The following is a 24,558-nucleotide window of genomic DNA, read 5'->3' as shown; positions in this document are numbered from 1 at the left end:
AAGGGGCGGCGTCGTCGTTCTCGCTGCGATCTAGGCGTGCTTGAAATCGGGCGTGCGCTTTTCCACGAAAGCCGCCATGCCTTCCTTCTGGTCTGCGGTGGCGAACGTCGAATGGAACACGCGCCGTTCGAATCTCACCCCCTCGGCGAGGGTCGTCTCGAACGACCGGTTCACCGCCTCCTTCGCCATGATCGCGGCCGGCAGCGACATCGACGCGATGGTCGTGGCAGCGTCGAGAGCGACGTCGAGCAGTTCGTCGGCAGGGACGACCCGCGAGACGAGCCCGGCGCGCTCGGCTTCCTCCGCGTCCATGTTGCGTCCGGTCAGGCACATGTCCATCGCCTTGGCCTTGCCCACCGCGCGCGTCAGACGCTGCGAGCCGCCGATGCCGGGAATGACACCGAGCTTGATCTCGGGCTGGCCGAACTTGGCGGTGTCGGAGGCAATGATGAAGTCGCACAACATCGCCAGCTCGCAACCGCCGCCGAGTGCGTAACCCGACACGGCCGCGATGATCGGGGTGCGAGCGGACGACAGCCGGTCCCACTCCGAGAAGAAGTCCTCGGCGTACACCTCGGAGAAGGTCTTGGGCGCCATCTCCTTGATGTCGGCGCCGGCCGCGAAGGCCCGCTCCGACCCGGTGAGCAGAATCGCCCCGATCTCACGGTCGGCGTCGAGTTCTTCGACCGCCGCGACCACTTCGCGCATCAACTGGCTGTTGAGTGCGTTGAGCGCCTTGGGCCGGTTGAGCGTGATGACGCCGACGCGGCCTTTGCGCTCGAGCAGGATGGTCTCGAAATCGGTCACTTGCTGTCCTCTGCGTTCGAGCGGTCACGAATGTCGTTGATGATGGCGGAGAAATCGAGCCCGCCACCACCACCGGTGTTGAACCGATGATAGAGCTCGGCAGCACGGAGGCCGAGTTCGGCCTCGACCCCGTTGGAGCGCACCGCGTTCGACGCCAGACCGAGATCCTTGTCCATCAGGGCGGCGGCGAAGCCCGGCTGGTAGTCGTTGTTGGCCGGGGTCGTGGGCACCGGGCCGGGAACCGGACAGTTGCTCGTCAGCGCCCAGCACTGGCCCGAGGCGTTGGACGCCACGTCGAACAGCGCCTGATTCTCGAGTCCCAGTTTCTCGCCGAGCACGAACGCCTCACTGATCGCGATCATCGAGACGCCGAGAATCATGTTGTTGCAGATCTTTGCAGCCTGGCCGTTGCCCGAACCGCCGCAGTGCACCACCTTGCGGCCCATCACGTCGAGGAGCGGCTGCGCGGCTGCGAAGTCCTCCTCGGTTCCTCCGACCATGAAGGCCAGCGTGCCCGCGGCGGCACCGGCCACACCGCCCGACACCGGGGCGTCGATCGCACGATGACCGGCGGCCTGTGCACGACCGGCGGCGTCGCGTGCATCGGCCACGTCGATCGTGGAGCTGTCGACGAAGAGCGTGTCGGGCTTTGCGGCTCCGAGGATTTCGTCGTACAGATCGAGGACGAGCGTGCCGTTGGGCAGCATGGTGATCACGACATCGGCGGCGGGGACGGCTTCGAGTGCGGACCCGACGACGGTGATGCCGTTCTTCGCTGCTTCCTCCTGCGCGGCGGGCACCGGGTCGTACCCGGTCACCGAGTACCCCGCCTTCGCGAGGTTCGCGGCCATCGGCCCACCCATGTGGCCGAGACCGAGGAAGGCGACGTTGGGGAGTTCACTCATCGGTCGTTCTCCTTCGGAGCGGCGAGCCCGAGTTCGAGGTCGCCGAGCGGCTGGAAGTATGCGTCGACGTCGGAAGCGGTGACGTCGGCGAGGGTCGCGGGCGACCAGTGCGGAGTGCGGTCCTTGTCGACCACCTGGGCACGGATGCCTTCGACGAGGTCGTGCGACGTCAGGGACGCGGACGACACCCGGAATTCCTCGTTCAGTACCTCTTCGAGGCTGCCGAGCTGCCGTGCGTGACGAAGCGAACGCAGCGTGATCTTCAGAGCAACCGGGGATTTTCCGAGGATCTGCTCGGCGGCGGTGCGAGCCTCGGGAACATCACTGCTGCGCAGGCGTTCGACGATCTCCTCGACGGTGTCCGCGGAATATGCGGCGTCGATCCAGTCGCGTTGCGCGAGCAGCGCCGAATCCGGTGCCGGCTGGGAGTATTCGGCGAGCGCGTCGTCGACCGAACCCGTCTCGAGTGCTGCGACGAACTTGTCGAGGGCGTCGGATGGCACGTAGTGGTCCGCGAAGCCGAGCGCGATGGCGTCGCCTGCCTTCATCCGGCCCGTCGTCAGCGCGATGTGGGTGCCGATCTCGCCGGGTGTCCGAGAGAGCAGGTAGGTCCCTCCCACGTCGGGAATGAACCCGATACCGGTCTCCGGCATCGCGATCGTCGAGCGTTCGGTGACGATCCGGACGTTGCCGTGTGCGGACACCCCGACGCCGCCACCCATCACGATGCCGTCCATGATCGCCACGTACGGCTTGGCGTAACGGCCGATGGCGGCGTTGAGGATGTACTCGTCGCGCCAGAACTCCTGGGAGCCGGTGCCGCCGTCACGTGCGTCGTGATAGATCGACACGATGTCGCCGCCGGCGCACAGTCCTCGCTCCCCCGCGCCACGAAGGACAACGGCGCGGACCGAGTCGTCGGATTCCCACGCCGAGAGCGTCTCCGCCATCGCACGCACCATGTCGTGGTTGAGCGCGTTGATCGCCTTGGGTCGGTTGAGGGTGATGCGTCCCAGTCCGTTCTTCGCCTCGACGAGGACCTCGGGTTCGTGCCCGGTCATTGCGCTCCGTTCTGCGCCGCGGCCACCACGCTGCGCGCGACGACCACCCGCATGATCTCGTTCGTTCCTTCGAGGATCTGATGCACGCGCAGGTCGCGCACGATCTTCTCGATCCCGTACTCGGCCAGGTAACCGTATCCACCGTGGAGTTGCAGCGCATCGTTCGCAACCTCGAACCCGGCGTCGGTGGCGAAGCGCTTGGCCATCGCGCACAGCTCCACGACATCCGGGGCACCGGTGTCGAGGGCGTCGGCGGCCCGCCACAGCAGTGTTCGTGCCGCTTCGAGTTCGGTACGCATGTCCGCGAGCCGGAACTGCAGCGCCTGCGAGTCGAGCAACCGGTCACCGAACGCCTTGCGTTCGGCGAGGTAGGCGACCGTCCGGTCCAGCGCGGCCTGGCCGCCGCCCACGGAACACGCGGCGATGTTGAGGCGGCCGCCGTTGAGGCCGTGCATGGCGATACGGAATCCGCCGCCCTCCGTGCCGAGGAGATTCGCGGCCGGCACGCGCACGCCGTCCAGGATGACCTGGCGGGTGGGTTGCGCGTTCCAGCCCATCTTCTTCTCGTTGGCACCGAACGACAGGCCCGGCGTGTCCTTGGGGACGATGAACGCCGAGATGCCGCGCGCACCGGTGTCGCCGGTGCGGGCCATCACCACGTACACGTCGGATGTTCCTGCGCCGGAGATGAACTGCTTGACTCCGGTGAGCACGTAGTCGTCACCGTCGCGCACCGCTTTGGTGCTGAGCGCGGCGGCGTCCGAGCCGGCGCCCGGCTCGGTGAGGCAGTAGCTACCGAGATGTTCCATCGAGGTCAGCTTCGGCACCCAGCGGTGGCGCTGGTCGTCGTCGCCGAACTTGTCGATCATCCACGTCACCATGTTGTGGATCGAGATGTACGCGGCGATGGACGGGCACCCCGTGGCGAGTTCCTCGAAGATGCGGACGGAGTCGAGGCGGCGAAGCCCCGATCCGCCCACGTCCTCGCGGACGTAGATTCCGCCCATGCCGAGCGCTGCGGCTTTGCGGAGCACGTCGACCGGGAAATGCTTGTTCTGGTCCCATTCCACCGCGTGGGGTGCCAGATACTCGGAGGCGAAGTCGCGGGCGGTGTCGCGAATCGCCTTGTCGTCGTCGGAGAGGGTGAACATCGGCGTACCGCCTAGTTCATCGTCGGGATGACGAAGTGATCGGTGTCCGCGACGTGAGCGCCCTCGATATCGCCTTCCTTGACACCGGACGGCCAGCGCTGCGTGACGGTCTTGGTCTTGGTGTAGAAGCGGAATGCGTCCGCCCCGTGCTGGTTGAGGTCGCCGAAGCCCGACGCCTTCCAGCCACCGAAGGTGTAGTACGCGATCGGAACCGGGATGGGAACGTTCACGCCCACCATGCCGACCTGGACGCGGGTCGTGAAGTCGCGGGCTGTGTCACCGTCCCGGGTGAAGATCGCGACGCCGTTGCCGTACTCGTGCTCGGACGGCAGTCGCAGTGCCTCCTCGTAGTCGCGTGCGCGCACGACGGTGAGCACGGGACCGAAGATCTCTTCCTTGTAGATCGACATGTCGGTGGTGACCCGGTCGAAGAGGGTCGCGCCGGAGAAGAAGCCACCCTCGTTGCCCTCGAGCACGAAACCGCGGCCGTCGACGACGAGTTCGGCGCCTTCCTCGACGCCCTGGGCGATGTAGTTGTGGACACGGTCGCGGGCGGCGGCCGTCACGAGCGGACCGAAGTCGGCTTTCTCGTCGAAGCTCGTCCCGATACGCAGTTCGGCGATGCGCTCCTGGAGCTTGGCCACGAGCCGGTCGGCGGTCTCCTCACCGACGGGGACGGCAACCGACAGTGCCATGCAGCGCTCGCCGGCCGAGCCGAATGCGGCACCGACGAGCGCGTCCGCGACCTGGTCGAGGTCGGCGTCGGGCATGATCACCGCGTGGTTCTTCGCGCCGCCGAAGCACTGGGCGCGCTTGCCGTTCTTCGCGGCGGTCTCGTAGATGTACTGGGCGATCGGGGTCGACCCGACGAATCCGAGGGCCTTGACCCGGGGATCCTCGAGCAGTACGTCGACGGCTTCCTTGTCGCCGTTGACGACGTTGAACACGCCGGCGGGCAGTCCGGCTTCGAGGAAGAGTTCGGCCAGGCGCAGCGGCACCGAGGGATCGCGCTCGGAGGGCTTGAGGACGAAGGCGTTGCCGGACACGAGCGCCGGAGCGGCTTTCCACAGCGGAATCATGGCCGGGAAGTTGAACGGGGTGATGCCCGCGACCACACCGAGCGGCTGGCGCATCGAGTATACGTCGATGCCGGTACCGGCGGATTCGGTGAACTCACCCTTGAGCAGGTGCGGAGCGCCGAGCGCCACTTCCACGACCTCGAGGCCGCGCTGGATGTCGCCCTTCGCGTCGGGGATCGTCTTGCCGTGCTCGCTCGACAGCAGCCGGGCGAGGTCGTCCATGTTGTCCTGGGCGAGTTGCAGGAAGCGCATCAGTACGCGAGCCCGCTTCTGCGGGTTCCACGCCGCCCATTCCTTCTGTGCGATTTCGGCGTCGGCGATCACGTTCTCGACTTCGGCGCGCGTGGCGAGCGGAACACGCGCCTGGACTTCGCCGGTGTTGGGGTCGAAGACGTCGGCGAAACGGCCGGATGTGCCGGAGACGTGCTTGCCGCCGACGAAGTGGGTCAGTTCTCGAATGCTCATGCGCGAACCCGTCCTTTGCTCGATAGTGGTGGCTGCGTCGTGGCAGCCGTGAAGAACCCGAAGTCTTCGCTCATCCTATAGTTGGAAGTCCATGTATGTCCAGGGTCACACCCCGTCTGCTACGCTCCGCATCATGACCCGCACGCGGAGGAACAGCACCGATGTGCTCGGGTTCCTGCTGCTGTGGGCGCTGGTCTCGCTACTCGCGTTCTCTCCCGCCGTCCCGGGCGACACGCTCGGCTCGCTACTGGCCGGTGTTCTCGTCACCCTCGTCGTGGTCGCCGCACTCACCGTCCGGCGCACCGACGATCTGTTGTTCGGACTGTCCCGCACACCTCGCGGGCCCACCGTGGCGGAACAACGGCTGCGCGGCGCGTTCCGGCGGCAATCACGTCCCGATGCCCCTGGGCGCCCGCGTCCGCGAGCGCCCGGCCCCGGTGCAGGGGCCGCGACGTCTCGTTTCGCCTGACCGGTCCCTGCTTCCTCGCGACCACACCCCTCACGAGGAAAACCGGGAGTCCCTGTGCCCAGATCATCCCAACGCGCCTCGGCACGGCGCGACAGCCACGTTCTCTCCGTCCGCGACGCGGAACGCCGGTTCGGCGACCTGCTCGTGTTCACCGCCGTCGATGTCGACGTGGCCGCGGGGACATGCTGCGCAGTCACCGGCTCGAACGGCGCCGGGAAATCCACTCTGCTGCGGTGCCTGGTGGGCGCCGACCGTCTCGATCGAGGCACTGTCACGATCGACGGTTCCGCGGCCGACGAATCCTCACCCGCCCAGCGCGCAGCGGTCGCATCCGTCCTGGGCGACGTCGCCACGTTCGCGCATCTGACGGCCCACGAGCATCTGCAACTCGTCGCCCTCGCGCACGGAATGCCCGACCCTGCAGGTGTGGCGAGCCGAACGCTGTGCGACGTCGGCCTTGCGGACGCGTCCGATCAACTGCCGGTCACGTTGTCCAGCGGTCAGCGCCACCGGTTGGCGCTGGCATCGGCCTTCGTCCGTCCTCGGCGGTTGCTCGTGCTCGACGAACCCGAACACCATCTCGATGCTTCCGGACGGGCATGGCTCGCCGGGCGGATCGCCGACGAGAAGAATCGCGGTTGCGCGGTCGTCCTTGCCTCGCACGACCCGGACCTGGTGGCAGCCGTCGCCGACGACACCGTGGACGCCGACTCGTGGCGCTGACCGCACGGGCTCCGGCGATCGCCGGCGCCCGTGCGCTTCGGAGAGCAAGGCGGGGGTTCGGCCGTGTTCATGCGCCCCGGACCGATCGGGCCGGCATCGTGGTGCTGTCGGCGCTGGGTGCCTATGTCGCCTCGGGGCTCGCGTGGTGGTGTGCCACTCGTCCGCCGACCTCCCTGATCGGGTCGCTCCACACCACGGCCGGTCGTAACTGGGATGCAGCGTCCTGGAACCCGGGCTGGGCCTGGGTGGTGGGCGCAGCCGTGCTCGTCGCGGGCATCGCGGTCGCACGCGCGCTCGGACCTCTGACCGCGAGCGCCGAACGCGCCTTCTGGTTGTTGTCCACCCCGGTGGACCGGGCGGCGATGCTCCGTCCCGGAGTCGTAGCGGTGTTCGCCGCCGGAGCAGGCGCGGGGGCAGCCGGTGGACGGCTGGCTGCGTTCGCCGGAACGGTCGAGCAGTGGCTACCCCTGACCGCGTGCGGGGCGGTGATCGGGCTCGGCATCGCCGCCCTCGCGCTCCTCGTCCAAGCGCGGGTCCTGCCGACTCGCACGCTGCCGGCGGTGCAGATCCTCACCGCCGCACTGGGAGGAGCAGTCGCGGCGGTGTGCGCGACCGGAACAGTGGTACCGGTGTTCGCGAACTGGCCTCCGGCGGCAGTCCTCGCGGTGCCCGCCCTGGTGATGTGTTGCGCCGCCTTGCTCCGCTGCGGCCGCATCACGGCGGCGGAGTTGAACGAACGCGCCGCGATCGCCGCGGCAGCCCGAACCTCCCTGGTCGGCCTGGACCCGACGCTCGTCGTCGGCGTCCACGACGCAGCCGCCTGGAAACGTGTCGCCGCCCGGCGCTCACGGGCGTTGCCGCCCGGCCGGACTCGCGCACTCGTCCGCGCCGACCTGCTCCGGAATCTGCGCCGTCCGTCACCGTTCGCGGCGACCGCCGTCGCCGTCTGCGCTACCTGGGCGCTGGGCACGACGACACAGCCGGTCGTGGCGGGCTGGGTGCAACTGTCGGCCGTGTACGCCGCGACTCTGGTGTTCAGCACCGGATTACGCGACCTGGCGAGCAAGCCGGACCTGCGAGCGATGCTCGGCGATGCCGATCGTGCCCTGTACCGGCCGCTGATGGTGGTTCCGGCGTGCGCCGCCGCTGCGGTGACGGCGATGACGGCGGCGGCGACGGGGTGGTCGCCGTCCGTGTCCGCGATCGTCGCTGCGGGAGCCTGCGTCGCGGTCTACCGGCTGCGGACCCGCCCCGCCACCGCATACGACGGACTCGTGCTGGAGACCGCCGTCGGCCAGGTACCCGTCGACCTGATCCGGCAGTGGATGCGTGGGCCGGACGGTCTTGTCGCTGCGGGACTTCTTCTGGCACTGATTCTTTGAGTACGCGCCGACGATCCCGGTACCGTCTTCAGCGCAATCTGCGGTACAGGTCCTCGAGGTCGGTCATCGCACGGATGACGACGGCTTCGTCGGTGCCCCCCGCCCGCAACGCGCGGCGCAGCAGCATCGGGTCGAGGTCTTCGATCGCGGGCCGGAACCGTTCCGTGGGCAGATCGGGGAGTTCGGTGTCTTCGCCGTAGAAGTCAGCGGTGTCGGTGGCGATGGCGGCGTCGACGCCTCCGATCAGCGTCGTCAGATCCACTCCGCGCAGGGTGAGTACGTCCAGCGGCTTCTCGTCGACGTGTTCGGCAAGCAGGTACGCGACCGCCGCGGCGTGCTTACAGGGCCAGCCGTCGTCGGGGCAGGTGCAATCGAAGTCCAACTCCCCCGCGCGCCGCGGAAGCAGGAGGGAACCCAGCTCTTCGGGGAGCACTCCTCCGGCCAGTCGCGCCAGCATGCCCGGGGAAGCCCGGACCTCCCGGATCAGTTCGTCGATCGCGTCGTCGTCGAGCCGGCGCACGGTCACCGTCGAGGTGAACGGGCGCAACTGACTGCCCTGGACCTCTCCTACCGCTGCACCGGGCTCGATGCGCATCGAGACCACCTGACCGGAACGCGCGTACGCGCGACCCCGCGTCAGCCGGGCCTTGTCGGCCACCTGTTCCATGGTCGAGATCAGTTCCTTCGACCACCAGCTACGGCCGATCGCACCGCGTTTGGTGCGGGTCTCGACCCTGTTGCCGAGCGCCATCAGTCACCCACCGCTTCATCGCCGAGGGACAGCAGGGACTGCAACTGGTCGGTGGACAGCTCGGTGATCCAGTTCTCTCCCACCCCGATCGCGAGATCGGCCAGTTCCTGCTTCCCGGTGAGCATTTCGTCGATTCGTTCCTCCACGGTGCCGACGCACACGAGTTTGCGCACCTGCACGTTCCGCTGCTGGCCGATGCGAAATGCGCGGTCGGTGGCCTGGTTCTCCACCGCCGGGTTCCACCACCGGTCCAGATGCACGACGTGATTGGCGGCCGTCAGGTTCAGCCCGGTGCCGCCCGCCTTGAGGGAGAGCAACATGATCGGCGGACCGTCGTCCCCTTGGAACCGGGCGACCATGTCGTCGCGCTTCGACTTGGTCACGCCCCCGTGCAGGAACGGCACCGTCGTCGCGAACCGTTCGGCGAGGTACGGTGCCACGAGTTCACCGAACTCGCGGAACTGCGTGAACAGCAGGACTTTCTCGCCTTCGGCCAGCACCGATTCCACGATGTCCTCGACCAGTCCGAGTTTGCCGGAGCGGTGCCGGCCGCGGCGCAGCACGGGCGACCCGTCACCGAGGTAGTGCGCCGGATGGTTGCACACCTGCTTGAGTCTGGTCAGCGCCGCGAGGACGGCGCCCTTGCGCGCCATGCCTTCCTTGTCGCGAATCTTGCGCATCATGTCGTCGACCACCGCGCGGTAGAGAGCAGCCTGCTCGGCCGTGAGATTGGCCCGGACCGTTTGCTCGAACTTCTCGGGAAGATCGGAGATCACGTCGGGGTCCGTCTTGACGCGCCGCAACACGAACGGCGCAGACAACGCGCGCAGTCGCGCGGCCGCCACCGGGTCGTGGTCGCGTTCGATGGGTACCGCGAATCTCGCGCGGAACGAGGCGGCGCTGCCGAGCAACCTCGGGTTCGCGAAATCGAGAATCGAGCGGAGTTCTTCGAGGCGATTCTCCACGGGGGTGCCGGTGAGGGCGATGCGATGCGCCGCCGGGATGGCGCGGGTGGCCCGGGACTGCGCGGTCGCCGTATTCTTCACGTGCTGCGCCTCGTCGAGAACGACACGGCGCCAAGGAAGTTCGGCAAGCTGCGCGACATCGCGGGCGGCGATAGCATAGGTGGTCACGACCAGTTCGGCGTCGGCCACAGCCGTCGCGAGGGCTTCTCCCCGCAGTCGCTGTGCGCCGTGGTGAACGTAGACACGCAGGTCCGGGACGAATCGCTCGGCCTCGCGCTGCCAGTTTCCCACCACCGACATCGGGCACACGAGCAGTGTCGGAGCACCCGCGGTTCCGGCCTCGCGTTCGTGCGCGAGCAGAGCGAGCACCTGCACGGTCTTGCCGAGCCCCATGTCGTCGGCGAGGACCGCGCCGAGTCCCAGCCGGCTCATGAACGCGAGCCACTCGAGACCGCGCTGCTGGTACGGGCGCAGTTCTGCCACCAGTCCGGCCGGCGGTGCGATCTCCTCGGGCTGAGCCTGGCCGTCGAGCAACGTCTCGACCCAGCCGGACGCGGCGATGTCGGTGACCTCGACCGGTGGGGCGTCCTCCCCGGTGAACTGTGCGAACAGCGATCCCAGCGTGGCGTCGCGTTCGGAATGCGCCGTGACGTAGCGCGCGGCCTGCGCGAGTGCCTCGGCGTCGGCCCGCACCCACTTGCCACGCAGCTTGACCAGGTCGCTGTTCGCGGCGACCAGTTCCTCCATCTCGGTGCGGGTGAGCAGCATGTCGCCGACCGCGAGTTGCCACTCGTACGACACGATCGCGCTCATCCCCACGACGCTGTCGTCGGCGCTCACGGGCGCGACCGGCGAGTCGACCTGCAGCCGCAACGACGGATCGACCGTCGCCCAGGCCCGCGGCAGCAGAAGGGCGACGCCCGCCGCCTGCAACGCACGCGCGCCGTGTTCGACGAGGTCGATCACGACCGGGGTGGGCAGCAGCAGGTCGAGGGTATCGACGTCGCGCGGCACGTCCTGAAGCCTCGGGTAGGCGGTGATCGCGGCGCCGAGCTTGCGGATCGCGATCTGCAGAAGATGCGGATCGGTGCCGTCGACGGTCACCGGCACGGGCGCCTGCCCCTCCGAGCGCAGGCAGACTTCCAGCCGCCACAACGCGGCCACACCGATGTCGGTGTCGTCATCGGTGTCCTCGGGTTCGGCCAGACGCAGCACGAGGTCGGGTTCGTACCCGGCGAGGCTGGCGCGCCATTCGTCGAGCGCGTCCGCCATGCGCTGGGTGCCACGGGGGTGCGGACGGCCCTCCGCGAGCGCCGCGACCAGCGGATGCAGCGACGTCGACGAGCCGTGCAGGGCGCGGACGATCGGGTCCGTCAGCTCCTCGCACATGTTGTCGAGCAATGCCGACGGGCGACCGAGCTGACGCTGCACGGGAGGCATCGCGGCGGCGAGTTCGGCAGACCACGCGCGATTCTTCTCCCCGCCGAGCAGTTGCCATCGCGCCCACCACTGCTTTTCGGCGCGGACGAGTTCGGGGGCCACGCGACCTGCCTGCGCCCAGCGTTCGATGCCGCGAGCCACGTGCGCGAGGTACCGCAGGTCACCCGCGACGCCACTCGGGCGTCGCGGGAGATCGAGGAGGAGTGCGGCGGCGTCGGGTGGCGCCACAGCCACGGCGGGAACGACTCGCGGCGCGGCGTCACCCGGGAGCGTCAATTCCACGCGGTGCCGGAACGGCCGGTCGATCCATCGCCGCAGCGCCGACGGCAATGCCTCGTCGTCGGCGTCGACCGCGGGATCTCGCCACAGCATCAGGCCTGATCCCGGTGACCACAGCCCGTGCAACATGCCCTCCATGGTGCCAGCCGCGCCCGGGCGGCTCATGGCAGGGTTCTCGCTTTCGCACCGCAACTGCCGGTCGGGCACCGAACACGTGGAGCACACTGGTCGGTACACATCCGAACCCCCGAGGAGCCGCGATGTCCATTCTGGTGCAGGTTCTCGAACAGACGCCCAGCACTCGCACGCCGTGGGAACAGGTGAAGTACGGGTTCGTCGATTGGGATCACGTGACCACGCTTCGCCTCGACGGACGTTGCGGGGTGTGGCTGGACGGCACCAGGACCGGCGAGTCGCACCGGCTCGCGACCACGGCGTCGTCGCAGGAGGCGATCTTCTTCCTTCTCAATGTGTTCGACAAGATCGCGGAGTGCTCGGAGGCGGGCGGGTCGTGGATCGTGGGACACGACGGGGCCACCGTGGGATCGATCAGCGCCGCGCGTTTCCCCGCGTCGGGCGGCGACCGGCGCTCGATCTAGCCGGCATCCTCGAATTCCTCGGCGTCGAGGCAGACCCGCGCCAGGTCGTCGAGTGGGAGCGCGAGTGCGCGCGCCAGTGCCGCGACGGTCACGAACCCGGGTGTCGCCAGCCTGCCGGTCTCGATCTTCCGCAGCGTTTCCGGAGAGATCCCCGCGGATGCGGCGACGTCGGCGAGCGTGCGGTCGCGTCGTGCCTCACGGAGGAGCCCGCCGAGCCGTTTACCGGCGGCGAGTTGTTGCGGTGACAACGGGAGACGCACCATGGATGCCAGCGTATCGGAGTCGCGTCGGACGACGGGTCCGGTATGAAAATACCGAACAACGATCCGGGTCTGGTATTTTTATACCAAGATTGACAAGCCCTTCCGGAAGGACACGTGCAGTGCTCGAACTGAAAACCCCGCGGGAGATCGACGCGATGCGCACCACCGGCGCGTTCATCGCCGGCCTCCTGGACGACCTCGCGCAGCGAGCCGCACCCGGCGTCAACCTCCTCGACCTCGAGCACCGGGCGCGTGATCTGATCGCCGAGCGCGGCGCCGTGTCGTGTTACTGGGATTACGCGCCGTCGTTCGGGAGTGGTCCGTTCCGCAACGTCATCTGCCTGTCGGTCAACGACGCGGTGCTGCACGGACTGCCGCACGACTACGTGCTGCAGGACGGGGACGTGCTCAGCATGGACATCGCCGTCTCGATCGACGGATGGGTCGCCGATTCCGCACGCACCGTTGTCGTCGGAACCGAGAGGCCCGAGGATCGCCGCCTCATCGAGTCCACCGAACGCGCACTCGCGGCGGGTATCGCCGCCGCGCAGCCGGGCAACCGGCTCGGCGACATCTCGGCCGCCATCGGCGCGGTTGCCGCCGAATACGGCTATCCCGTCAACACCCAGTTCGGTGGCCACGGCCTCGGCCGCACCATGCACGAAGACCCGCACGTCTCCAACACCGGCCGCGCCGGACGCGGCCTCGTGCTGCGCTCGGGCCTCACCCTGGCACTCGAACCGTGGTGGACACCGACCACGGACGAGATCGTCTTCGACCCGGACGGCTGGACCATCCGTTCCGCCGACGGCTCCCGCACCGCGCACAGCGAACACACCGTGGCGATCACCGACGACGGTCCACAGGTTCTCACCGCACCGGCCGACCGGTAGCCCCCTGTCGGTGCGCGCTGTCACCATGCCGTGGTGCCGGGGGGACGCGCAACGAAGTGGTGGATATGGGTCGTGGTGGCGGCTATCGGGACGTCCTGGTTCCGGAGCGTCTCCGATCCGGCCGACGACCCGGTGCCCGGTAGCCCGCCGCGAGAGCAACTGGCGGCACTGCTCGGGCAGGTGACCGTGTGGCCGGACCGGCCGCGGGAAAGCGGATACGAGCGCGGCTGCGGGCCGGGCGAAGGATGCGTGTTCGGCCCGGCGTGGTCGGACGACCACGCCGGTGAGGGCGGTCACGACGGGTGCGACACGCGGAACAACGTGCTCGCACGCGACCTCCGTGAACCGGCGTTCCGTCCGGGCACCGACGCGTGCGTCGTCGTCTCCGGAACTCTCCACGATCCGTACACCGGTGCGCGCGTGGATTTTCGCCGTTCCGAGGCGCGCGCCGTCCACGTCGACCACATCTACCCGCTGGCGGCCGCATGGGATTTCGGCGCGGCACGGTGGCCGGCCGATCTGCGGCGACAGTTCGCCAACGACATCGCGTACAACCTCGTCGCGGTGGACGGACCGGCCAACGAGGACAAGAGCGACCACACCCCCGCGCACTGGATGCCACCGGCCGCGGGATATCGGTGTTGGTTCGCAGGCCGATACCTCACTGTCGCAGTGCGATACGGACTACCGATCACCTCCGGCGACCATCGCGCGTTGGCGGACGCCGCCGGGTCGTGCCCCGACCCGTGACAGCGACATGTTCCGCCGGCCGCAGCGACGACGCCGGGAGGGCACCGCTCGGGTCATACGGGGAGATTCTGCGGAATCCATTCGGGGTCACGCTTTTCCATGAAGGCGCGCATGCCTTCTCGCGGTTCGGGGGACGTCTCGAGCGACCCGAACATCGTCTGATAGTCGAACTGCCCGTACCGCTCGTTGAGCATGCGTTTGACCTGGGCGCGCGCGAGCGGCGCGGTCTGCAGCACCTCGCGTGCCGCGGTCAGCGCGGCCTCTCGCAGTTGGTCGTGCGGCACGACGCGTGAGATCACACCGAGCCGCAGTGCCTCTGCGGCGTCGAAGCGACGCGCGGACAGGAGCAGGTCACGCGCCGCCGCGATTCCGACGTGGGCGGGCAGCGCCGCCGCGAACGTCGCGTCGGGGATGCCGCGCAGCAGTTCGGGGACGCGGAAGGTGGCCCGTTCGCTCGCCACGGCGATGTCCGACATCATCGCGACGAGCAGTCCCCCGGCCTGGCAGATGCCGTTGACCGCCGAGATCACCGGCGCGCGGCTGTCCCGGATGGTCAGGAACGGCACCACATCGTTGCCGGCGAGCCCTTCGGGCAGATCGTCGCCGGGTTCGGACCGGCCGCCGAGGTCACCGCCGGGCGCGAAGACGTCGTCGACGCCCGTGATGATCAGGGCCGCGAGGTCGGGGTCGCTGTTGACCAGCCGAACCGCCCGTTTGAGGCCGTAGTACATCGCGGGGGTGAACGCGTTCCGGGCCGCGGGACGGTCGATGATGCACCAGCCGATCGCGCCTTCCCGCTCGAATCTCAAACCACCGGCACCGAGGTCGTCTCCCATGGCCGCAGCATATACGATTCTCGCCAAAAGAGAATGGCGTGTTCATGTGGTTGTCGTAGCGGCGCCGAACACCACCACTACGGTGGAGGGATGCTCTCGCGCATCACCAAGGACACCCGCCTGTGCATCTCCCTGTCGGGCCGCCCCAGCAACATCGGAACCAGATTCCACAACTACCTGTACGACGAACTCGGACTCGATTTCGTCTACAAGGCGTTCGCGCCCACGAATATCGAGGACGCGGTCGCCGGAATCCGAGGACTCGGTATCCGCGGCGCGGGGGTATCGATGCCGTTCAAGGAAGCGGTCCTGCCGCTCGTCGACGTCCTGCACGATTCCGCACGCGCGATCGAGTCGGTCAACACGATCGTCAACGACGACGGCATCCTCCATGCCTACAACACCGACTACCAAGCGGTGACCGATCTTCTGGCGGCCCACGCCGTGGATTCCTCACTGCCGGTGACGATCACCGGCAGCGGCGGTATGGCGAAAGCGGTCACGGCGGCGCTGCGGCACAGCGGTTTCGCCGAGGGCGTCGTGGTGGCGCGCAACGAACGCACCGGCCGCCCTCTCGCCCGCAAGTACGGATACGACTGGCGTGCGGACGCCTCCGCGACACCGCCGGGCCTGCTCGTCAACGCCACGCCGGTCGGCATGGCCGGTGCGCCGGAAGCCGACCGTCTCCCCGTCCCGGAGGAGGTCGTCGCCGCTGCCACCGTCGTCTTCGACGTGGTCGCGGTGCCGCCCGAGACGCCCCTCGTCCGGTTCGCCCGCGAGCAGGGGATCCCGGTGATCACCGGCGACGAGGTGATCGCCCTCCAGGCAGCCCTGCAGTTCGCCCTCTATACGGGTGTCACACCGACACCGGATCAGGTGAGGCGCGCGTCCGAGTACTCACGGTCCTGACCACCACCGCCCACCCTCGGCGGCCGTGACCCGGGCGCGGTCGCTCAGATGGTGCCGACTGCTTCGAGCCCGTCGAGCACGACGTTCGCCGCCTCGAAGGCCACGTTCATCCCTTGCCGGGTGAGGTGGTGGGTGTCGGGGTTCTGGAGTCCGAAGTTGTTGACCCACGCCCCTGTTCGCGCCGACTGGAACATGAAGGTGGTCGTCTCCGTCTCGCCCAGCAGATCACCGACGAACCACCCGGTGAAGAACGGACGCAGATCGGTGCCGTAGGTGACCTCGAACTCGTCGGCGATGACGGGCGCGGCATCGACAAGGGCACCACCGAAGGTGTAGAAGTCCCGGGTGTGCTCGGGCGTGGATCCGATGGTCACGAGCGCCTCGGGGAAATCGATCACCAGGTGCGCGACGACGGCGCCGACCAGGACGCGGCCCGGGCTGCGGTCACACCGCTCGGTCTCGGCGAGTGCCTCCGCCCAATGCGCCGCCGGGGTACCGCCGGTGACGTGCTCGTGCAGATTCGCCAGATACAGCCGCACCACCTCGACCGCCAGCGCATTCGCCCACGCCGGGTCGTCGTAGATGCCGGAGTCCAGAGTCGGCTCCGTGAGCGCGAGAATCTCGTCGAATGCGAGGACGAAGGTGCCGCGGTAGTCGTCGCTACGAGTGAGCACCTCCCGCAACGCGGCGATACGGGACCTGGCGTCGTCGAAGGTCTCGATCCCGGCGGGGTCCGTAAGCGCAGCGATGTCGGCGGTGGGGACCGTGGACACACAGGCCGACGGCGCGGGTGCCGCGGGCGCTGCCGACACGGCCGGCGCTCCGGCGACCGCAGCCGCGACGGCTGCCGCACTCAGGGACAAGGCAACACTTCTCCGTACGAAATGCGTCATTGTTCCGAATTTACACAGAAGTTGGAACAATGGAACGTGCGTGCGGATCCGTCGTGCCGCCCCCTACGCCCGGGATCTAGCCGGTCGCCACGGGCCGCCGAGGATCGGCCGCCCACTGCGACCACGAACCCGGATACAGGGCCGCGTCGATCCCGACGATCGCCAGTGCCGCGATCTCGTGGGCCGCGTTGATGCCCGAACCGCAGTAGACGGCGACGTCGCCGCCGGTGACACCGAGCCTTTCGAAACGCGCCGCGAGCTGATCCGGCGGGCGGAACGACCCGTCGTCGCGAAGATTCTCCGTGGTGGGCGCACTGACCGCGCCCGGAACGTGTCCCGCCCGGCGATCGACGGGTTCTTCGTCGCCACGGAACCGGGCCGACGACCGCGCGTCGAGCAGAACTCCGTGCGAAGGGAAACGCGCAACTTCGTCCGGGCCGACAGTCGGCAGGTGCCCCGGACTCAACGACACCGTCCCCGGATGAGGGCGTTCCCCGGGACCCGCGGCCACCTCGTGGCCGCCCGCGGTCCACGCCGACAACCCACCGTCGAGCAGACGGACGTCCGTGAGCCCCGCCCAGCGAAGCAACCACCACGCGCGAGCGGCCGCGAGTCCTCCGGACGCGTCGTAGGCGACCACCGGATCACCGTCGGAGATGCCCCAGCGTCGTGCCGCGTCCTGCAGGCGACCGATATCGGGGAGCGGATGGCGGCCGCGTTCCAGGGAGGGCGGATCCGCCAGCTCCGAATCGAGGTCGACGTAGACCGCTCCGGGGATGTGCCCCCGGTGGTACCGGTCGATGCCGTGGGAGTCCCCGAGTGCCCACCTCACATCGAGCAGCACCGGAGGCTTCCCGATGTCGATCAGGTGCGCCAGGTCGGACGCCGAGATGAGCACGTTGGTGTCGGGCATGTCTCGATCCTGGCACGGAACACGAGCGCTCCGCATCACCCACGCGCGATCCGGCAGAATGCCGCTCCGTGACCGAATCCCCGCCGAACGCCGCAGCGACGCCGACCGGCGGCACGTCACCGATATCGCGGCCCGTCACAGCGGGAATCGTGACCGCACTCGTCGGTTTCACCAGTTCGTTCGCCGTCGTGCTCACCGGCCTGCGCGCGGTCGGCGCCTCCCCTGCAGAGGCCGCCTCGGGCCTGGCCGCACTGTGCCTGACCCAGGGTGCCGGCATCCTCTGGCTGTCGCGCCGGTATCGCACTCCGATCACGCTGGCGTGGTCGACGCCCGGCGCGGCACTGCTCGCGGGTACCGGTGTCGTGGTGGGAGGCTGGCCCGCGGCGGTGGGCGCGTTCGTCGTCGTCGGCGTGGCGGTCGTGCTGACCGGACTCTGGCCGACGCTCGGACGACTGATCTCGTCCATTCCCACGTCCCTCGCGCAGGCGATGCTCGCGGGCATCCTCGTCCCGCTGTGCCTGGCGCCGGTCACCGCACTGGCCGACTCCCCCGCGGTCATCGCACCGGTAGCGCTGGTCTGGCTGATCCTGCAACGCGTGCGGCCCCGATGGGCGGTGCCGGGCGCGTTCGCAGCGGCGACGGTGGTGATCGTCGTGCACCTCGTCCGTACCGGGACCGCCGTCGCGCCCACCGACCTCGCTCCCCGTCTCGACTTCACGGCACCGGCCTGGACGTGGCAGGCACTGCTGGGAATCGCGCTGCCGCTCTACATCGTGACGATGGCCTCGCAGAACATTCCCGGCACCGCGGTGCTGAACTCGTTCGGGTACCGGACGCCGTGGCGCGCGGTGATGACGGTGACCGGCCTCGGCACGGTGATCGGTGCTCCCGCGGGTGGCCACGCCGTCAACCTGGCAGCCATCAGTGCCGCACTCGCCGCCGCACCCGACGCGGATCCCGACCCGCAGCGCCGCTGGGTGGCCGCGTGGTCCGCGGGCTGGTCGTACCTGGTGCTCGCCCTGTGCTCGGCCGGCCTTGCCGCTCTGGTGGCGCTCGCACCCGCAGGAGTCGTCGAAACCGTGGCGGGGCTGGCGCTGCTGGCCACCCTCGGCGGCGCACTATCCGCCGCCCTCCGAGACCTGCACGATCGCGAGGCCGCGGTCGTCACGTTCCTGGTCGCGGCATCCGGATTGTCGATATTCGGCGTCGGTTCTGCATTCTGGGCGCTGTTGATCGGACTTGCCGTCCGGGGAGCACTATCGTCGAGGAGTGAGCAACAGTCAGCCGACGAGACCCGCCGCACAACCTGATCCGGAGCACTTCCCGGTGCTCTGGCCCATGCAGACACGGTGGGCCGACAACGACCACTACGGCCACGTCAACAACGTCACCTACTACTCGTACTTCGACTCCGCGGTGAACGGCTGGCTCATGGCCACGACCGGGGTCGACATCCGGGAACTCGACGCGATCGGTGTGGTTGCGGAGACCTCGTGCCGCTACCTCGCCGAGCTGTCGTTCCCCGACCGGCTCCAGGTCGGTCTCGCGGTGGAGCGCCTCGGTACGCAGTCGGTCACCTATTCGCTCGCCATCTTCCGCGAGTCGGAAGGCTCGTTGCAGCCCGCCGCGACAGGCCGTTTCGTGCACGTGTACATCGACATGCAGACGCGGCGGCCGGTGCCGATTCCCGAACAGATCCGCAAAGCGGTCATGCAACTGGTCACCTCGACCGCCACGTAGGGTCACCGGCGCGCAGCGCACCGCCGACGCTATCGGGCTCCGGCCGCACGCCGAAGGAGCGGCTCGGTGCGCTGCGGGACGAGTTCGCGCATCACGAGCGACATGTCGGTGCGCTCGACGCCCGGAATCCCGAGAATCCGCTCCGCCAGCCGATAGAGATCGTCGGCGTCGCGCGCCACGATCTTCACCGACAGGTCGATCGGACCGGTCACCCCGTACACCTCGGTGACCTCGGGGATCTGTGCCAACTCCTCGACGACCGCGTCGAGCCGGTGCTGATCGACCTGGGTGGCGACATAGGCCGCGAGCGGGTACCCGAGCGCGACGGGGTCGACGCGGCGATCGAACGAGGCGAGGACCCCTTCCGACTCCCACCGGCTCAGCCGCGCCTGAACCGTGTTGCGCGAGAGTCCGAGTCGCTGCGACAACTCCACCCCGGTTGCTCTCGGCGTACGAGCGAGTTCGAGCAGCAAACGTGCGTCCGTCCCGTCCAGACTGGTCATTCTTCGCAGTGTGCCACTCCGAACCGCCCGGCGACCGTGCTTCCTGCACACTGCGCGACGCATCGATTGCGCACTCGTCCCAGAAGTGGATCATGTGAGGTACACCACTCACATTCCGGCGCGGCCCACCCGGCTCACCCGGACAGCACCCACGAGGTGACCCGATGGTTGCACCCACGACCCACCCGGTCCAGTTGATCCAGCCCGACGGGCAACGCGTCCACAACCCCGCTTACAGCGGACTGGTCGCCGATATCGGACCCGCCCGACTCCGCGACCTCTACCGCGACCTGGTCGTCGTCCGCCGGCTCGACAACGAGGCGATCGCGCTGCAGCGCCAGGGCGAACTCGGCCTCTGGGCGCCGATGACGGGCCAGGAGGCCGCACAAGTCGGGTCGGCCCGGGCACTGGAAACCGACGACTACGTCTTCACGAGCTACCGCGAGCACGCCGTCGCCTGGTGTCGTGGTGTCGATCCCGCCGACATGACCGCCCTGTGGCGCGGCTGTGCCCACTCGGGATGGGACCCGGCCACCGTCAACACGACCAATCCCGCCATCGTCGTCGGGGCACAGGGCTTGCACGCGACGGGCTACGCCATGGGAGCCAAGCTCGACGGCGCCGACATCGCCACGATCGTGTATTTCGGCGACGGCGCGACGAGCCAGGGCGACCTGTCGGAGGCGCTCGGATTCGCGGTCGGCTGGGGCGCCGGCGTCGTCTTCTTCTGCCAGAACAACCACTGGGCGATCAGTGCCCCCACGCAGATGCAGAGCCCGGTGCCGCTCGCACAGCGCGCCGCGGGCTTCGGAATGCCCGCCGTGCAGGTCGACGGCAACGACGTCCTCGCCGTTCTCGCGGTCACCCGGCAAGCCGCCCGGCACGCGCGCGAAGGCTCCGGACCGTTCTTCGTCGAAGCGCTCACCTACCGGATGGGACCGCACACCACATCGGACGATCCGAGCAGGTACCGCACACCCGCAGACCTCGAAGCGTGGAAGGTACGCGATCCGCTGGACCGCATGCGACGTCTCCTCGAACGCGAAAACCTTGCCGATCGGGCATTCTTCGACGACGTGGACACGACCGCGCAGGACGCGGCGACGCGGTTGCGGCGCGGCACGCTCGAACTGCCCGACCCGCATCCGCTGACGATGTTCGACCATGTCTACGCCACCGACCATGCGCTGCTCGCGGACGAACGTGCCGGTTACACCGACTATCTCGCGAGTTTCACCGGCGCCGACGAGGAGGCAGTGCGATGACCACCACGACGATGGCGCTCGGCGCGGCACTCAACGCCGGCTTGCGCCGCGCACTCGAACAGGACCGGAAAGTAATTCTGATGGGCGAGGACGTGGGCAGGCTCGGCGGCGTCTTCCGGGTCACCGACACCTTGCAGAAGGATTTCGGTGAAGCGCGAGTGATGGACACTCCTCTGGCCGAATCCGGCATCGTGGGAACGGCATTCGGGATGGCCCTGCGCGGCTACCGCCCGGTGTGCGAAATCCAGTTCGACGGATTCGTCTACCCCGCGTTCGACCAGATCGTCTCGCAGGTGGCGAAAATCCGTTACCGCACCGCGGGAGCGGTCACCGCGCCACTGACCATCCGCATCCCCTACGGCGGCGGCATCGGCGCGGTCGAGCACCATTCGGAATCGCCCGAGGCATATTTCGCCCACACCGCCGGTCTCCGGGTGGTCAGTCCGGGCAGCCCGTCCGACGCGTACTGGATGATTCAGCAGGCTGTCGCGCTCGACGACCCCGTGGTCTTCCTCGAACCGAAACACCGGTACTGGGAACGCGGCGAGGTCGATGTGGACACCGGACCCGATCTTCCCCTCGACCGTGCGCGCATCCTGCGAGCCGGAAGCGACGTCACCGTGGTCACTTTCGGCGCGATGGTGCCCACCGCCCTGCAGGCTGCGGACATCGCTGCGGCTGAGGGCCGGTCACTCGAGGTGATCGATCTGCGGTCGCTCTCGCCCATCGATTTCGACACCGTCGAAGCGTCGGTGCGCCGCACCGGACGCCTCGTGGTGCTGCAGGAGGCGCCGGTGTTCTGCGGGATCGGCGCCGAGATCGCCGCCCGGACCGCCGAGCGTTGCTTCTACCAACTCGAAGCGCCGGTCCTCCGCGTCGGCGGATTCGACATTCCGTACCCGCCGGCAAAACTCGAATCCCACCACCGGCCGGACCCGGACCGCATCCTCGATGCGGTGGATCGCGCACTCGCGGCATGACGAAGGGAGTGGCGATGTCACAGTCCGTCGAGGAGTTCCGCCTGCCCGATCTCGGGGAGGGACTCACCGAGGCCGAGTGGGTGTCGTGGTCGGTGCAGATCGGCGACCGCCTCGAGCTCAATCAGGTCATCGGCGAGGTGGAGACGGCGAAGGCGACCGTCGAGTTGCCGTCGCCACATGCCGGCACGGTCGCCGAACTCCTCGTCGCACCGGGCCAGACGATCCCCGTGGGCAGCCCGCTGTTGCGGATCGCGGTCGGCGCGGAGCCGTCGGACGGCGCACAACCCGCGGCGTCCCCGGCGTCCGACGAGGCGCCCGCCGAAGCGCGTCCGGCGATGCTGGTCGGCTACGGCCCGGGCGCCGCACCCGTCAGCCGGCGCGCGACACGGACCAACTCTGCCGGGACCTCGTCGAGCACCACCGGCGCGCCCGCGCACCGCCCGGACGCGAAACCGGGCGCGCGCCGGGAGGCGGCCCTGCTCGGGGTGGATCTCGCGGAGGTCGAGGGCTCCGGGCAGGGAGGGGCGATCACCCGGGACGATGTCCGGCGCGCGGCAGGACCCGATGCCGGGCACACCGAGACGGGCACAATGCGACCCGCGTCGGCCACCAGCCGGGTGCCGATCCGCGGTGTCCGCAAACGCACGGCCGACGCTGTGACCCGCAGCGCGTTCACCGCACCGCACGCGACGGTGTTCCTCACCTGCGATGTGACGGCCACAGTCGACCTCGTGACGCGATTGCGCCGCGAACCTGCGTTCGACGGCCGTCACCTCACCGCGCTGACCGTCGTTGCCCGGGCATTGATGCGCGCGGTCGCCGAGGAACCGTCGCTCAACTCACGGTGGGACGACGACGCCCAGGAGATCGTCGTCCACCACGACGTCCATCTCGGGATCGCCGCCGCCACGCCGGACGGGCTGAAGGTCCCGGTCGTGCGCGACGCCCGGCATCTAGCGCTCCCGGACCTCGCGGGTGCGATCGCCGAGGCCGCCGATCGCGCCCGGACCGGCCGATCGACGCCCACCGAGCTGACCGGTTCCACCGTGTCCGTCACCAACATCGGTGTCTTCGGCATCGAGGCGGGCACACCGATCCTCAACCCGGACGAAGCGGCGATCCTCGCGGTCGGCGCCATCGCGGATCGTCCGTGGGTGATCGACGGTGCACTCGCCGTCCGCAAGGTCGCGAGCCTGTCGCTCTCGTTCGACCATCGCCTCGTCGACGGTGAGCAGGGCGGCCGCGCGCTCGCCGCGATCGGCCGCTTCCTCGGAGACCCGGTGCCCGCGCTGCTCGGCGGCGCGTAACGAGCCGGTGCCCGGCTTCGGGAGCCGAAATCGGTACCGTGCCCGCGTGACCGATTCTGTGCGGAAGAACGCCCGGCTCGCCTGCGCGCGCGTCGCGGTGTTCACGGTGTTCGGCGTGAACGGGTTCCTGCTCGCCATGTGGGTGGTGCACATCCCGGTGATCCTGGAGCGGGTCGGGACGGGGTACGCGACTCTCGGATCGCTGTTGCTGCTGCTCGCGGCGGGTGCGCTGTGCGGAATGCAGGTGACGGGACGGCTCGCCGACCGATTCGGCAGCCACCGCACGACGATCGTGTCGGCGCTCGCGCTGGCGGTCGTGGCCGTCGGGCCGGGACTCGCGACCGCGCCGTGGCAACTCGGCCTGGCCCTCGCGATCTTCGGGCTGGCGAACGGCGCACTCGACGTCTCGATGAACTCGCAGGCCGTGGTGCTCGAGCAACGGTACGAACGGCCGATCATGTCGGCGTTTCACGGAGTGTTCTCCGCCGGGGGCATCGCCGGGTCGCTGGTGGGTGCGGCCACCCTCGCGATGGAGGTGAGTCCTCCCGTCACGCTTGCGGCGGCGGGAGGAGTGGCGGTATGCCTGGTCGCATGGGCCGGGCGGCATCTCGTGCGCACCACGCCCGTTCCCCGCCGGTCGCCGTCCGGGCGACGCGGCGGCTATTCCCGGCGGGTGGTGCTGCTCGGTGGTGTCGCGTTCGCGCTGATGCTCTGCGAAGGGGTCGCCAACGACTGGAGTGCCCTCCAGGTCCAGGAGCGACTCGACAGTCCGGCGTCGGTGGCCGCGCTCGCGTTCGGGGCGTTCTCCGCGACGATGACGCTCGGCAGGTTCGTCGCCGACCGGGTGAGCGCGCGTATCGGCAGCGCCGGCGTGATCCGGTACGGAACGCTGATGGCGGCCGTCGGCATGGGCACGGTGATGGCGTCGCCGGTTCTCCCCCTGACGCTCGCCGGGTGGGCGCTCTTCGGTCTCGGACTGTCCGGTGCCGTACCCCAGCTGTTCACCGCGGCAGGCAATCTCGACTCCGGGTCCCCCGGTGCCGACATGTCCCGCGTCGTGGGTCTGGGCTATCTCGGGTTCCTGGCGGGACCGGCCTGTATCGGGTGGGTGTCCGAGGCGACGTCTCTCACCACGGCGATGGCGGTGCCGCTCGTCTGCGTACTCGTCGCGGCGCTGCTCGCCCCGGTGCTCACGGCCCCGACGACACCGGCGCCCACGCGGTGATCCGC

Annotated in this window: 25 protein-coding genes; 13 read left to right on the top strand and 12 right to left on the bottom strand. The window is 69.0% G+C overall.

The features are described from left to right. Positions 1–30 precede the first annotated feature (30 nt). Genes HF886_RS15375 through HF886_RS15355 form a run of 5 tightly spaced genes read right to left on the bottom strand, consistent with a single transcriptional unit; the run spans position 31 to position 5,468 of the window. Positions 31–807: an enoyl-CoA hydratase gene (locus HF886_RS15375; protein WP_169622480.1), complete on the bottom strand. Its 777-nt coding sequence runs from the start codon at positions 805–807 to the stop codon at positions 31–33. Then, the gene (gene mmsB / locus HF886_RS15370; RefSeq protein ID WP_169622479.1) at positions 804–1,712 is read right to left on the bottom strand and encodes a 3-hydroxyisobutyrate dehydrogenase; all 909 of its coding nucleotides are present in this window, start codon (positions 1,710–1,712) and stop codon (positions 804–806) included. The genes HF886_RS15375 and mmsB overlap by 4 nt, the downstream gene beginning before the upstream one ends. Continuing rightward, positions 1,709–2,773, bottom strand: coding sequence for an enoyl-CoA hydratase/isomerase family protein (locus tag HF886_RS15365; protein ID WP_169652774.1), 1,065 nt, complete (start codon positions 2,771–2,773; stop codon positions 1,709–1,711). Before HF886_RS15365 ends, mmsB begins: the two co-directional genes overlap by 4 nt. Then, positions 2,770–3,924, bottom strand: a complete 1,155-nt coding sequence (locus tag HF886_RS15360) for an isobutyryl-CoA dehydrogenase (RefSeq protein WP_169622477.1) — start codon at positions 3,922–3,924, stop codon at positions 2,770–2,772. Before HF886_RS15360 ends, HF886_RS15365 begins: the two co-directional genes overlap by 4 nt. 11 nt (positions 3,925–3,935) lie before the next feature. Beyond that, positions 3,936–5,468 (bottom strand): CoA-acylating methylmalonate-semialdehyde dehydrogenase, encoded by a 1,533-nt coding sequence (locus HF886_RS15355; RefSeq protein WP_169622476.1) that lies wholly within the window; start codon positions 5,466–5,468, stop codon positions 3,936–3,938. A gap of 133 nt (positions 5,469–5,601) precedes the next feature. Between HF886_RS15355 and HF886_RS15350 the strand changes: the two genes are divergently transcribed. The 3 genes from HF886_RS15350 to HF886_RS15340 are packed head-to-tail and all read left to right on the top strand — an operon-like array spanning position 5,602 to position 8,042. Continuing rightward, positions 5,602–5,937 carry a DUF6412 domain-containing protein gene (locus HF886_RS15350; protein WP_169652698.1) on the top strand — a complete coding sequence of 112 codons (336 nt, stop codon included), beginning with the start codon at positions 5,602–5,604 and terminating at the stop codon, positions 5,935–5,937. A gap of 54 nt (positions 5,938–5,991) precedes the next feature. Further along, positions 5,992–6,660, top strand: coding sequence for an ABC transporter ATP-binding protein (locus HF886_RS15345; protein WP_169652773.1), 669 nt, complete (start codon positions 5,992–5,994; stop codon positions 6,658–6,660). Next, on the top strand, positions 6,651–8,042 hold the full coding sequence (locus HF886_RS15340; RefSeq protein WP_169652772.1) for a DUF6297 family protein: 1,392 nt from the start codon (positions 6,651–6,653) through the stop codon (positions 8,040–8,042). Before HF886_RS15345 ends, HF886_RS15340 begins: the two co-directional genes overlap by 10 nt. Before the next feature lie 28 nt (positions 8,043–8,070). Here HF886_RS15340 and HF886_RS15335 read toward each other — a convergent pair whose 3' ends face one another. Beyond that, positions 8,071–8,793 (bottom strand): SWIM zinc finger family protein, encoded by a 723-nt coding sequence (locus tag HF886_RS15335; protein WP_169652771.1) that lies wholly within the window; start codon positions 8,791–8,793, stop codon positions 8,071–8,073. Then, positions 8,793–11,606, bottom strand: a complete 2,814-nt coding sequence (locus HF886_RS15330) for a DEAD/DEAH box helicase (protein ID WP_206038845.1) — start codon at positions 11,604–11,606, stop codon at positions 8,793–8,795. The genes HF886_RS15335 and HF886_RS15330 overlap by 1 nt, the downstream gene beginning before the upstream one ends. A 131-nt stretch (positions 11,607–11,737) precedes the next feature. Between HF886_RS15330 and HF886_RS15325 the strand changes: the two genes are divergently transcribed. Then, positions 11,738–12,076 carry a hypothetical protein gene (locus HF886_RS15325; protein ID WP_169622472.1) on the top strand — a complete coding sequence of 113 codons (339 nt, stop codon included), beginning with the start codon at positions 11,738–11,740 and terminating at the stop codon, positions 12,074–12,076. Here HF886_RS15325 and HF886_RS15320 read toward each other — a convergent pair. Beyond that, on the bottom strand, positions 12,073–12,339 hold the full coding sequence (locus HF886_RS15320; protein WP_169622471.1) for a helix-turn-helix domain-containing protein: 267 nt from the start codon (positions 12,337–12,339) through the stop codon (positions 12,073–12,075). The two genes, HF886_RS15325 and HF886_RS15320, sit on opposite strands and share 4 nt — an antisense overlap. 119 nt (positions 12,340–12,458) lie before the next feature. On the opposite strand from HF886_RS15320, the gene map reads away from it, so the two are divergent. Beyond that, on the top strand, positions 12,459–13,232 hold the full coding sequence (map, locus tag HF886_RS15315) for a type I methionyl aminopeptidase (RefSeq protein WP_169652770.1): 774 nt from the start codon (positions 12,459–12,461) through the stop codon (positions 13,230–13,232). 72 nt (positions 13,233–13,304) lie between these two features. After that, complete coding sequence (locus HF886_RS15310) at positions 13,305–13,982, top strand: HNH endonuclease family protein (RefSeq protein ID WP_169652796.1); 678 nt, start codon at positions 13,305–13,307, stop codon at positions 13,980–13,982. Positions 13,983–14,035: 53 nt separating this feature from the next. Here the strand turns inward: HF886_RS15310 and HF886_RS15305 are convergent, their stop codons facing one another. Continuing rightward, complete coding sequence (locus HF886_RS15305; protein ID WP_169622469.1) at positions 14,036–14,818, bottom strand: enoyl-CoA hydratase/isomerase family protein; 783 nt, start codon at positions 14,816–14,818, stop codon at positions 14,036–14,038. A 90-nt stretch (positions 14,819–14,908) separates the two neighbouring features. Here HF886_RS15305 and HF886_RS15300 point away from each other — a divergent pair, with 90 nt between their 5' ends. Beyond that, a complete protein-coding gene (locus HF886_RS15300) occupies positions 14,909–15,727 on the top strand; it encodes a shikimate 5-dehydrogenase (RefSeq protein WP_169622468.1) in 819 nt (272 codons plus the stop codon). A gap of 44 nt (positions 15,728–15,771) precedes the next feature. On the opposite strand, the gene HF886_RS15295 is transcribed toward HF886_RS15300, so the two are convergent. Both HF886_RS15295 and HF886_RS15290 read right to left on the bottom strand, forming a co-directional pair. Beyond that, the gene (locus HF886_RS15295; RefSeq protein ID WP_169652769.1) at positions 15,772–16,620 is read right to left on the bottom strand and encodes a DUF5995 family protein; all 849 of its coding nucleotides are present in this window, start codon (positions 16,618–16,620) and stop codon (positions 15,772–15,774) included. Between the two features lie 76 nt (positions 16,621–16,696). Beyond that, entirely contained in the window at positions 16,697–17,533 is an 837-nt protein-coding gene (locus HF886_RS15290; RefSeq protein WP_169622466.1) for a sulfurtransferase, read from the bottom strand. Between the two features lie 122 nt (positions 17,534–17,655). Between HF886_RS15290 and HF886_RS15285 the strand changes: the two genes are divergently transcribed. Then, complete coding sequence (locus HF886_RS15285) at positions 17,656–18,843, top strand: benzoate/H(+) symporter BenE family transporter (RefSeq protein ID WP_169622523.1); 1,188 nt, start codon at positions 17,656–17,658, stop codon at positions 18,841–18,843. Then, the gene (locus tag HF886_RS15280) at positions 18,803–19,273 is read left to right on the top strand and encodes a thioesterase family protein (RefSeq protein ID WP_296551499.1); all 471 of its coding nucleotides are present in this window, start codon (positions 18,803–18,805) and stop codon (positions 19,271–19,273) included. The genes HF886_RS15285 and HF886_RS15280 overlap by 41 nt, the downstream gene beginning before the upstream one ends. A 29-nt stretch (positions 19,274–19,302) precedes the next feature. On the opposite strand, the gene HF886_RS15275 is transcribed toward HF886_RS15280, so the two are convergent. Beyond that, positions 19,303–19,776 carry an Lrp/AsnC family transcriptional regulator gene (locus HF886_RS15275; RefSeq protein ID WP_169622465.1) on the bottom strand — a complete coding sequence of 158 codons (474 nt, stop codon included), beginning with the start codon at positions 19,774–19,776 and terminating at the stop codon, positions 19,303–19,305. A gap of 164 nt (positions 19,777–19,940) precedes the next feature. On the opposite strand from HF886_RS15275, the gene pdhA reads away from it, so the two are divergent. The 4 genes from pdhA to HF886_RS15255 are packed head-to-tail and all read left to right on the top strand — an operon-like array spanning position 19,941 to position 24,553. After that, entirely contained in the window at positions 19,941–21,041 is a 1,101-nt protein-coding gene (gene pdhA, locus HF886_RS15270) for a pyruvate dehydrogenase (acetyl-transferring) E1 component subunit alpha (RefSeq protein WP_169652768.1), read from the top strand. Continuing rightward, a complete protein-coding gene (locus HF886_RS15265) occupies positions 21,038–22,021 on the top strand; it encodes an alpha-ketoacid dehydrogenase subunit beta (RefSeq protein WP_169622463.1) in 984 nt (327 codons plus the stop codon). The genes pdhA and HF886_RS15265 overlap by 4 nt, the downstream gene beginning before the upstream one ends. 14 nt (positions 22,022–22,035) lie before the next feature. Continuing rightward, complete coding sequence (locus HF886_RS15260; RefSeq protein ID WP_169652767.1) at positions 22,036–23,328, top strand: dihydrolipoamide acetyltransferase family protein; 1,293 nt, start codon at positions 22,036–22,038, stop codon at positions 23,326–23,328. Between the two features lie 46 nt (positions 23,329–23,374). After that, the gene (locus tag HF886_RS15255; protein WP_346765382.1) at positions 23,375–24,553 is read left to right on the top strand and encodes an MFS transporter; all 1,179 of its coding nucleotides are present in this window, start codon (positions 23,375–23,377) and stop codon (positions 24,551–24,553) included. Positions 24,554–24,558 lie beyond the last annotated feature (5 nt).

Source organism: Rhodococcus sp. 105337 (assembly GCF_012844225.1).
Taxonomy (GTDB): domain Bacteria; phylum Actinomycetota; class Actinomycetes; order Mycobacteriales; family Mycobacteriaceae; genus Rhodococcus.
Note: the sequence above shows the minus strand (reverse complement) of the source record. Positions and strands in the feature narration are given on the sequence as shown.